This is a genomic window from Blastopirellula marina DSM 3645 (assembly GCF_000153105.1).
Classification (GTDB): domain Bacteria; phylum Planctomycetota; class Planctomycetia; order Pirellulales; family Pirellulaceae; genus Blastopirellula; species Blastopirellula marina.
The window spans coordinates 1,997,563-2,006,611 of the sequence record NZ_CH672377.1 but is presented as its reverse complement, the minus strand read 5'-3'; the positions used below and the strand labels follow the sequence as shown (position 1 = coordinate 2,006,611).

Genomic DNA, 9,049 nt, shown 5'->3' with positions numbered 1-9,049 from the left:
GGCTAACGCCGTGCGGCTGATTTGTGGGTGAAGCAGCGAGCCCGGGTTGGCCGCGATAGCTTCGCTATCGGTGCGGCGCAGCCGTACGCGGGCTCTGTTAGCGGATAGCAGCTCGCGAGATTGTCGATGCTGATCGGTCGGACTAACAACCGTCGAAAGGCCAACCGCGGAATAAGTCCGCTTACCGATAGCGGAGCTAACCGGGCCAACCGGACGCGCTATTTCGAACCAATTTAACACTAGCCCGAGGCGCGAGCCGACGGAATGGGGTTGGCGCTGCGAGCACGGATTGAAGTGGCGAGCCGCCTTCCCTCGCCTGCGCCTCGGGCTACGATGAAATGAAGCTCACTCCAATAGCGCAGCCTCAAAACTCGCTCCGTGGTTTACGAAGAGCGGAGCAGCGCTTGCAGCATGGCGCTGGCGGCTGGGTGATTTTTCTCAGCGATCCACCGCGCCGCTTGTCGCAACGCGGCGACTTGTTCGTCGGTAAATAGCAGCGGCGTCTCGGGCGTGGGCGGAGTCGGGACGAGCGCGTGGCCGATGGTTTCGATCAGCAACGCGATACCGTCGCCGCGTTGGGCCGAGACCTTGAGCCCGGCAGGGCGATGGCCGCTGCTGCTGATCGGCAGGTCGCACTTGTTGTGGACGATGATCGCGTCGGGATGCGCGTCGACCAATTGTTGGTCTTCGTCGGTCCATGCGGCCGATGCGTCAAACGCCAGCAAGATGAGATCGGCTTCGCTTTGCAATTGGCGAGCGCGCGAGACCCCTTCTCTTTCGATCGCGTCGTCGCTCTCACGCAGGCCGGCGGTGTCGGCCAGTTCGACCGGCCAGCCGTCAAACGCGGCTGCTGCGGTGACGGCGTCGCGGGTGGTGCCGGGTTGATCGAAGACGATTGCCCGTTCGTAGCCGACCAGCGCGTTGATCAGGCTGCTTTTGCCGACGTTGGGGCGACCTGCAATCACCACCTTCCACGGGCGGGTCAAATGCAAGCCGAAGCGCGCGGTCGCCAGCAGCGCCGTGATCCGCAACTGGGCGTCGCTCGTTTCCTGCGAGTCGAGCAGCGCTGCGATCGACGCTAACTCCGACTGCAGCGCGCCGTTGTATTGGTCAAGCAGATGGGCGGCGGTGCGCGACGTGCGCGCACGAGCGAGCGCGATGCGGGCGGCGGCGATTGTGGGCGCGGCTTCGGTCCGCTCGGCGTATTCCGTCCAAGCGATCTCGCGGCAGCCAGCGGCTTGTAAGTGATTTAGAATACGCCGCGATGCGGCGACGCCTCCGTGACAATGAACCTCGAGCCGCTCAGGGCCGGTTCGACTAACGACCAACTCTTCGCCCTGCCCTTCGGCAGAGTCGCGCCAGTGACCGACCAAGATGTCGCCAACAGAACTGGTCGACGCATTGGTTTTGCCCAAGGGAAAGAAGTGGCGATCGACCGCTGCGTCGGCGGTGGGGCCTACGACCACAATCGTCGCGATCGCGCTGCGGCCGCTCGGTGTCACCAGCACGGCGATCGTGTCAGCGGCAATGTTCATCGCGGCGCCTTGGCGTGTCTGGCGGCGATGGCGACTCCCCCCAGCACTAGGTGATCGATCGTGACGCTGGCGACCGGCATTTGCGGCGCTAGTTTTGCGGCGTCGCCGCCGGCGAAGATCACTTGCGGCGCTGGGCCGTTCAGCTGCGCTGTAAAACGCTCGATCAACTCACGGACGCCGCCGACGGCGCTGTAGAAGAGCCCGCTGCGCATCGCGGCCAGCGTATCGGCGCCGATCGCAGTCGGAACTTCGCCGACGTCGACGGTGATCTCCGGCAACATATCGGTTTGACCGGCCAAGGCGCGGGCGGCCATCTTCATGCCCGGTACGATCGCTCCCCCCAGGAAGGCGCCGGCGACCGAAACGACGTCGACCGTGATCGCGCTGCCGGCGTCGATGATGATCGCCGGGCGCTGCGGATCGCGAATCGCATTGGCGCCGACCGCCGCCGCCAGGCGATCCATGCCAACTTTTTCGGGAGCGGCGACCGAAATCGCCAACGGCAATTCGGCGTGATCCAAAGCGTGATGGTGATCGTGGGGGCGTGTTGCGGTCAGCCAGTTTTCGAATGCTGCTTGACCGGCGCGATTGACGCTGACGATGTTCCAGGTGATCGGCTCGCGCGGCAATCGTGCGGCCCACGGCGAGAAGTCGGGTTCCCGCGAAGCGGTGCTGAACGTGGTTGTCGGCGCAGGCAAAGGGCGCGAATCGGCCCTATCAAATAGGCCGATGTGAATCGACGTATTGCCGACGTCGACCGCTCCCCAAACGCCGCTCATGACTAGAACTCGCTTACGACTTGGCCTTTTGCCGGGCTCGATCAAGCTCGTCGCCGGCGCGGTTGAGCAGCACGTTTAGGTTTTCGCCGGTCACGGCCGAGATCAGTAGGACCTCGCCGCCGGTGATCTCGGCCAGCTTGTCGCGGACCTCTTTTCCCTCAGGCAGTTCCGCTTTGGTGACGCAGAGGATCTCAGGCCGCGCGGCCAGGTCGGCGTCGTACTGCATCAGTTCGTGACGGATCGATTGGTAGTTCTCGATCGGATCGGTGCCGTCGACCGGCGCCGGCTCGACCAGGTGAATCAAGATGCCGGCGCGTTCGACGTGACGCAGGAACTCGTGTCCGAGGCCGACCCCTTCGCTGGCCCCTTCGATCAAGCCGGGAATGTCGGCGAGCACAAACGTGCGATCGTAGTCGATCTGCACTTGCCCCAGGTTCGGGAACTTGGTGGTGAAGGGATAGTCGGCGATCTCTGGACGAGCGCGCGAGAGTCGCGATAGCAGCGTGCTCTTGCCGGCGTTCGGCTTGCCGATCAGGCCGATGTCGGCGATCGACTTTAGTTCGAGGATCAGCTTGCGGCGTTCCCCTTTGCCGCCGGGGGTCGACTGCCGCGGAGCGCGATTGGTCGAGTTCTTGAAGCTTAGGTTTCCGCGACCGCCAGAACCGCCGCGCGCGGCGATCATCTGCTCGCCGGCGACGTTCAGGTCTTTCATCACAAAGCCCGCGTCAGCTTCGATCACGACGGTCCCGAGCGGAACCTTGATGATGACGTCTTCGGCTGATTTGCCGGTGCGGTTGGCGGGGCCGCCGTTGTTGCCGCGTTGGCCGCGCCAATGCTTGATGTGCGACATCGCCATGAGGCTGTCGACTCCATCTTCGGCGACCATGATGATGTTCGAACCGCTGCCGCCGTCCCCGCCGTCGGGGCCGCCGTTGGGAACGTATTTTTCACGACGAAAGCTCATGCAGCCGTCGCCGCCAGAACCCCCTTCAACTTCGATAACAACGCGATCTACAAACATAGTCTGCCTACGAACGAAAACAGGGATGACCCGAACTGGATCATCCCTGGTATTTTACGGTTTAGCTAGCGCGAAAGTACAATTTCGCCGATGCTTCGGTTGCGCTAGTTCGCTTCGACGGCCACGGGGGCCGGAACGATGTTGATGCGGCGACCCTCTTGGTCAAACATCACCGAGCCGTCGCAGAGGGCGAACAGCGTCCAGTCATTGCCGCAACCGACATTCTTGCCGGGGCGCCATTTGGTGCCCAGTTGGCGAATGAGAATGTTGCCGGCGCGAACCTTTTCGCCGCCAAACTTCTTGACGCCGCGATACTGGGGATTCGAATCGCGACCGTTGCGGCTCGAACCTTGACCTTTCTTATGGGCCATGTCACCTAACTCCTGGTATGTGATTTCCGCCGAAGGCGAGAAGATGCAATTTACCTAGCGCCGCCGAAAGACCGGGACGAAACTACTTTTTTAACGGTAAACCCACTCGTAGTCAACCTGACCCTGGACGCCGAAACGAATCTCATCTTCATGTTCGTTGTAGCGGTCGCCGGGACGCCAAAAATTGAGCTTGAGCGTCTTGGTTTGGTACTCGCGATGCGCCCCGATCTTCATCGGATCGACGTTTTCTGGCTTGTCGGTCCAGCGATAGGCGTTGGTCAGCCCGTCGACATAGATCGAGAAGTAGTCGGTATCGGGGTCAATGTCTTCCCAGATCGCGACGCCCCAGACGCCGTTGTCGACCTCTTCCGAACTGACCGGCATGTCGAAACGGCTGATCGAAACCGTGTCGTAGAGCGGAGTTCCTCCCATTTCACGAGCCGCAATCGGCTCCATCGCCACCGGAACCAGCCGGTCGAGATATTCCTTTTTCTGATCGCTCGATTCGAGCACGAATCGCGGGAAAAAGCGGATCGGCGCGGTCGAACCGCTGGCCTGAACCGCTTCGTACAGGGTGTCGCCGGTCTCAAAGGTGGTCGCCGTCGCTTCTAGCGGATTGCCCATGTTGCGAACACGGAAAACTAGATACCACAACGTCTTGCGCTGCATCTTGCCGGTCGGCTGCGGGACGTCGACTTCGATCATGCGGATCGGTTTGAACGAGAAATCGAGCCCCCAGATGTTGCGGCGATAAATGACCTGTTCGGCCATCGCTTTCAACGTCCGCGTCTCGGGCAACGTCTCGGGCGTCCAATCCAGCCCTTGGGCGCCTTTCAGGATTTCCAGGATCGGCTCGGGGCCGGTAAACGTTTCTTCGGATCGCAGGTCGAGCGGAATGTTGGTCAACACACCCTCGGCAAAGACCCGACGAGGCGGATTATGCGGATTTTTGGGGCCAGCCGCGGGTTGCGCCGCCGCAGTATTAATAGCCACAGCACCGACGCCAGGCTGTTGAGCCATAGCCAAAGGCGCGGCGCAGAAGGCGAACAGGAGCAGCGCAGTGGTATTTGAACGACGCAACATGCTGGTGATTCCAGACGGGTAGAGCTATCGAAGACGAGTCAGGGCCACCAAAAAGCCGTAACCCAAGCCTTTAAGTATACTTGCCTAAATTGCCCAGGGTCAAGTTTCTGAGCAAAACCGGCGGAAAACCGGAGATTGGCGGCACTTTAGCAACCACCCAGGGGGTAGGTTGGGCCTCGGCCTGACGCAATGCGGAACAGCACCGCATCGCAGAGACAGCGGATCAAACTGCTTCAAGCGAGGAAAGCCCTCCCGAGAGAAAGTATTCCAGGTTACAAAAAGTGTTACCTATGTGCCCGGTCTATGCGCACAGCGGACGTAACGAGCTGACTGGAAGGACCACTGGAATGGCGGTATTCGCAATCGGAGCGGTCATCGCTGTCGTCGTGCCGGCATCCATGATCCGTCAATGGTTGAGCCTGTGGATGGCGACTGCTGCCTTGGCGGCGTTGTCACTGTTGCTGCTGTCGCCGGCGGATATGGGCGCGTGGATGTCGCGAGTCTGGCCGCTTACGCTGGGCCTGACGATTTTGTCGTGCGCGGCCGCTTGGATCGGGCGCAAGCTGGTCAGAAGAGACGATGGCTGGGGCTATGCTTTTCGTCTGGCGGTGATTTTTACTCCCCTGTTGTGGGGCGCTGCGAATTGCTTGGACTAGCTGGCTGAGTTGCACGCTCAGCTCACAGCGCGAAGAAAACCGGACCCTGCCCGGCTGCGTTAGCCAATCAATGTGAACGTGCAGTTTCGTTCCAATTCTTCACCCAGATCCCACCTACGCCGGCGCAGTCGCTGCGCCGGCGTCGTCAGATCAATGCCGTCAAGTCGGCTGCTCGGATTATGTCCCAGGAGCGCGAAAACTCGGGTTCAGGATCTTGATCAACTTCATATGGTGGTCCGAGATCGGACGCTTCTGGCGATCGATCAGGCCGTTGGTCGTCTTGTCTTGGGTGAACTCAATCTTTTCGGAAGACTCGGTTCTCAGTGACGCCGGTTCCGGGACCCATTGCGAGAACGAACCGAGCGACACTTTTTTCCCGTCGACCACCCATTGGACTCTCCGCAGCACCAACGTATCGTCGGGGATCGTCATTTTGATCTCTTCCGATCCCGTTTTCGAGAAGGACATGTCTTCTCCTTCGGCGTCGGTATTGTGAATCCCCAGCGAGGTTTTTAGTTCGCCGGTATATTTCACGCCCAGGACCTTCGTTCCCCAGCCGAGCGTCAGCTCATTGTTTTGCGAAAGCTCGCGGGTTTTGCTGCTCCACATTCCTTGGTTTAAGGTCAGGCTGACCGTCTGGGTCCGTTCATCTTTGGAGGCGCCTAAATTGTTGAACATGACCCAATCATTGCGGAGGACGATCGTTTCTTTTTTGCCGTGCTTGATTTGTGCACTTCGCAATTCATCGATCACCAGTGTCGCATCTACTTTCCAGCCACGATCCGTTTCGTTGCCGAGCCAGCCGTCGTAGCTAAAAATCGAGTAACCGCCAGGCGCTGGCTTTCCATCGACCATCCGCTCGATGCTCCACGTTCCATAATGCCAATCATCATCGCCGTCGCCATCCAACTTGATGTCGATCTTGAGGACGCGGCCAACATCGCCGACCCTGGTTTGGGCCGCTTTGAATTTGAAATCGGTGTACGCGCCGCCCTCGGCGAAGTCATCGATGTCAGGGTTGTTTAACTTGAGAACTTCGGTCGATCCATTGGTTCCATACATGGTCAATTCGACGATATGACCTGTACCGGCGTCTCGCTCCGGCTTGGTCTGGGTGTGGATGACGTAGCTCACCCGGTTGATGTCGACCGGTTCGGCCGCGGTGACCGAAGAGAGACCGCTGATCGCGGCGAAGAGCAGGAACGTGGGGAGAATACGTTTCACAAGAGTTCCTTTGCCCCAGCTTCCAGGAGCCGGGTTCATGGGTGAAGTCCGCGTTGAAGTCCAGAAGGAAAGGCTCCACAAAGAGCGTTTCACCCAAACAACAAGAAGAAAAAGAAGCCGGAGCTTCCTGACCCGCGAGCACTAAACAGGGGGCAGTAACCCGCCAAAAGCTGACGAGCAGTGAGCAGAACGTCGCATAAAGAGAAGTTGATGATGGACTCTACCAGCGGGAAATAAGGGGCACAACCCTTCCAGGGATGAGGAAAGAGCGAGGATGCGCAAAGAGTGGAGGAGTTAACGAATATCGGAATAAGCACAGGCCCCATGGGCACGACTCGCGTGACAATCGCCCCCGAAGGTATTAATCTGCGAACGCGGAAATCGTCAGCGGCAAGTCACTTGTTAACTGTAGCAGTATTAATCGGTGTTCAACGATCAAAACCGAGGGAAGCACGATGAGCGGAAAGTTGCGGCAAAGTTATGACGCGGTAGTGATCGGCGGCGGTCCGGCTGGGTTGAGTGCGGCGCTGGTGTTGGGCCGCGCATGTCGTCAAGTGCTGCTGGTCGATGCCGGGGCGGGACGCAATGCGCCCGCGTCGGCGATTCATGGCTTTTTGGGGAACGATGGAACGTCGCCCAGCGAGTTGCGGCGGATCGGGCGAGCACAATTGCAGCCATACGATGTCGACGTGCATGACGCGACGGTGACGAGCGTCAAAAAGCTAGAGGTTGGATTTGAAGCGACGATCGACCAGGCGATCGTGCAATGTCGGACCCTGATTCTGGCGACCGGCATCACGGATAAATTGCCGGAGATCCCCGGCGCCAAAACTTGGTGGGGCCGCGGCGTGCTGCTTTGCCCTTACTGTCACGGCTGGGAAATCCGCAATCAGCCGTGGGCGTTTATGGCGCCGACGGAACAACTGATCGATCGCGCAACGGTGCTGTTGGGGTGGACCAAAGATTTGACCTACTTGTGCGGTGACGTTCAACTATCGCCGGATCAGCGTAGTTGGCTGACGGAGCATGCGATCTCGATCCGAGAAGAGCCGATCACGGCCTTCGAGGGAGACGAGACGCGGTTTACCGGCGTCACGTTTGCGCAAGGGGAGCGACTCGATTGCGCGGCGGTGTTTATCTCTTCGCAATTCTCGCAACAATCGCCGCTGGCGATTCCCTTAGGTTGCGAGTTAGAGACGGAAGGGCATATCGCAGGGATGGTGAAGACAGAGCTGAATGGAGTGACGCCGGTCCTCGGCTTGTTTATCGCCGGCGACGCCGCATCGGTCGGCGTGACGAGCGTCGCTTCGGCCGCGTCGGAGGGGATGATGGCCGCGGTCTTCGCCAACATGGCGATGCTGAAAGCGGACGCGAGTTGAAGCTCGCCCCTTCGCTAGCGGACGCGGCGTTTGCCTTTGATCGAGATGAAGCGTTCTTCCGGCAAGAGGACGTTGGTGACTCGCATGCCGAACTTATCGCCGATCTTCACCGCTTCTCCTTGAGCGATGCGGTGCTCGCCTACTTCTAGATCGATCGATTCTTCGCACGACTTGTCAAACTGAATGATCGAGCCGATGCCGAGTTCGGTAATCTCACGGACTCGCATTTTTTTCGACGCCAGCGTGACGTTCACTTCGATCGCAATCTTCAACAAGCTTTTCGCGTAGTGCGGCAAGTTGCGCTGGCCAACTGGCTCTGTTCGCGGCGGCGGCGTTGCCGGCGTGGGCGCTGGCGCCGGTTTCACTTCGACGGCCAAATTGGGATCGTTTTTCGGCGTGTCGGTTGGTTGCTGCGGAGCGGCGGTCGACTTGAAGATCGCGTCGGCTTGCGGCGCCGGCCAAACCAACAGCGCTTCGCTCGAACCGTTTTCGCCGGTCAGCGGCAAGCTGACGCAGGCGGCCGCATCGGTGCAGCCTGCTTTTTTCAAGCCGGCGCGGATGTTTTCGATTTTGCCCGCTTTGAAATCGAGCGGCATGAACTCTTCCGGCAGCAGCAGCATCCCCAACTCTTGCGCCAAGGTCGCCAGCTTGCTTTCACCGGTCGCGTCCGGTTCGGCGTACCAGTCTGGCAACAGTCCGCTGCTCGCAGGAATCAACACGATCGCCGCTTCAAGATCGACCTTTAAGACGATCGCCAGCCCGGCTTCTTCGGGCGCAACGGCGGCGGAATAGGCGCCTGCTTCTCCCACGGCCAGCGTCATCGGATTGCCCAGCGCACGACTCAGGGCTTCGCTGGCTTCGTCTTTGCCGACTTCGCAGGCGGCGAGAACTTCGTCTTTAAGCTTTGCGGTAAAATCTGCCATGCGACGGAACTGTTCGATCAATCAGGAGCGGCGTGGTAAAACAACGGCACGTCTTCATTTCATCGGCATGCCGGGCGG

The 9,049-nt window shown here is 59.9% G+C and carries 9 protein-coding genes; 2 read left to right on the top strand and 7 right to left on the bottom strand.

The window, feature by feature from the left end; all coding sequences use genetic code 11:
* Positions 1–383 precede the first annotated feature (383 nt).
* The 5 genes from DSM3645_RS27320 to DSM3645_RS27300 all read right to left on the bottom strand — a co-directional run bounded on the left by DSM3645_RS27320 (position 384) and on the right by DSM3645_RS27300 (position 4,699).
* Complete coding sequence (locus DSM3645_RS27320) at positions 384–1,535, bottom strand: GTPase (RefSeq protein WP_002655919.1); 1,152 nt, start codon at positions 1,533–1,535, stop codon at positions 384–386.
* Positions 1,532–2,314 carry a type III pantothenate kinase gene (locus tag DSM3645_RS27315; protein WP_002655918.1) on the bottom strand — a complete coding sequence of 261 codons (783 nt, stop codon included), beginning with the start codon at positions 2,312–2,314 and terminating at the stop codon, positions 1,532–1,534. Before DSM3645_RS27315 ends, DSM3645_RS27320 begins: the two co-directional genes overlap by 4 nt.
* 13 nt (positions 2,315–2,327) lie before the next feature.
* Positions 2,328–3,335, bottom strand: a complete 1,008-nt coding sequence (gene obgE / locus DSM3645_RS27310) for a GTPase ObgE (protein WP_002655917.1) — start codon at positions 3,333–3,335, stop codon at positions 2,328–2,330.
* Between the two features lie 104 nt (positions 3,336–3,439).
* The gene (gene rpmA, locus DSM3645_RS27305; RefSeq protein ID WP_002655916.1) at positions 3,440–3,706 is read right to left on the bottom strand and encodes a 50S ribosomal protein L27; all 267 of its coding nucleotides are present in this window, start codon (positions 3,704–3,706) and stop codon (positions 3,440–3,442) included.
* 90 nt (positions 3,707–3,796) lie between these two features.
* A complete protein-coding gene (locus tag DSM3645_RS27300; RefSeq protein ID WP_131282865.1) occupies positions 3,797–4,699 on the bottom strand; it encodes a hypothetical protein in 903 nt (300 codons plus the stop codon).
* 437 nt (positions 4,700–5,136) lie between these two features.
* Here DSM3645_RS27300 and DSM3645_RS27295 point away from each other — a divergent pair, with 437 nt between their 5' ends.
* Positions 5,137–5,445, top strand: coding sequence for a hypothetical protein (locus DSM3645_RS27295; RefSeq protein ID WP_002655914.1), 309 nt, complete (start codon positions 5,137–5,139; stop codon positions 5,443–5,445).
* Positions 5,446–5,622: 177 nt separating this feature from the next.
* Here DSM3645_RS27295 and DSM3645_RS27290 read toward each other — a convergent pair whose 3' ends face one another.
* Positions 5,623–6,669 carry a PLAT/LH2 domain-containing protein gene (locus DSM3645_RS27290; RefSeq protein WP_040353052.1) on the bottom strand — a complete coding sequence of 349 codons (1,047 nt, stop codon included), beginning with the start codon at positions 6,667–6,669 and terminating at the stop codon, positions 5,623–5,625.
* 455 nt (positions 6,670–7,124) lie between these two features.
* Between DSM3645_RS27290 and DSM3645_RS27285 the strand changes: the two genes are divergently transcribed.
* Positions 7,125–8,048: an NAD(P)/FAD-dependent oxidoreductase gene (locus DSM3645_RS27285; protein WP_002655912.1), complete on the top strand. Its 924-nt coding sequence runs from the start codon at positions 7,125–7,127 to the stop codon at positions 8,046–8,048.
* Between the two features lie 14 nt (positions 8,049–8,062).
* Here DSM3645_RS27285 and DSM3645_RS31585 read toward each other — a convergent pair whose 3' ends face one another.
* Positions 8,063–8,971 carry a FliM/FliN family flagellar motor switch protein gene (locus DSM3645_RS31585; protein ID WP_237564945.1) on the bottom strand — a complete coding sequence of 303 codons (909 nt, stop codon included), beginning with the start codon at positions 8,969–8,971 and terminating at the stop codon, positions 8,063–8,065.
* Positions 8,972–9,049 lie beyond the last annotated feature (78 nt).

Coding starts and splice junctions, on each gene's coding strand:
- DSM3645_RS27320 (WP_002655919.1), bottom strand. CDS start 1,535: ATGAACATTGCCGCTGACACGATCGCCGTGCTGGTGACACCGAGCGGC.
- DSM3645_RS27315 (WP_002655918.1), bottom strand. CDS start 2,314: ATGAGCGGCGTTTGGGGAGCGGTCGACGTCGGCAATACGTCGATTCAC.
- obgE (WP_002655917.1), bottom strand. CDS start 3,335: ATGTTTGTAGATCGCGTTGTTATCGAAGTTGAAGGGGGTTCTGGCGGC.
- rpmA (WP_002655916.1), bottom strand. CDS start 3,706: ATGGCCCATAAGAAAGGTCAAGGTTCGAGCCGCAACGGTCGCGATTCG.
- DSM3645_RS27295 (WP_002655914.1), top strand. CDS start 5,137: ATGGCGGTATTCGCAATCGGAGCGGTCATCGCTGTCGTCGTGCCGGCA.
- DSM3645_RS27285 (WP_002655912.1), top strand. CDS start 7,125: ATGAGCGGAAAGTTGCGGCAAAGTTATGACGCGGTAGTGATCGGCGGC.
- DSM3645_RS31585 (WP_237564945.1), bottom strand. CDS start 8,971: ATGGCAGATTTTACCGCAAAGCTTAAAGACGAAGTTCTCGCCGCCTGC.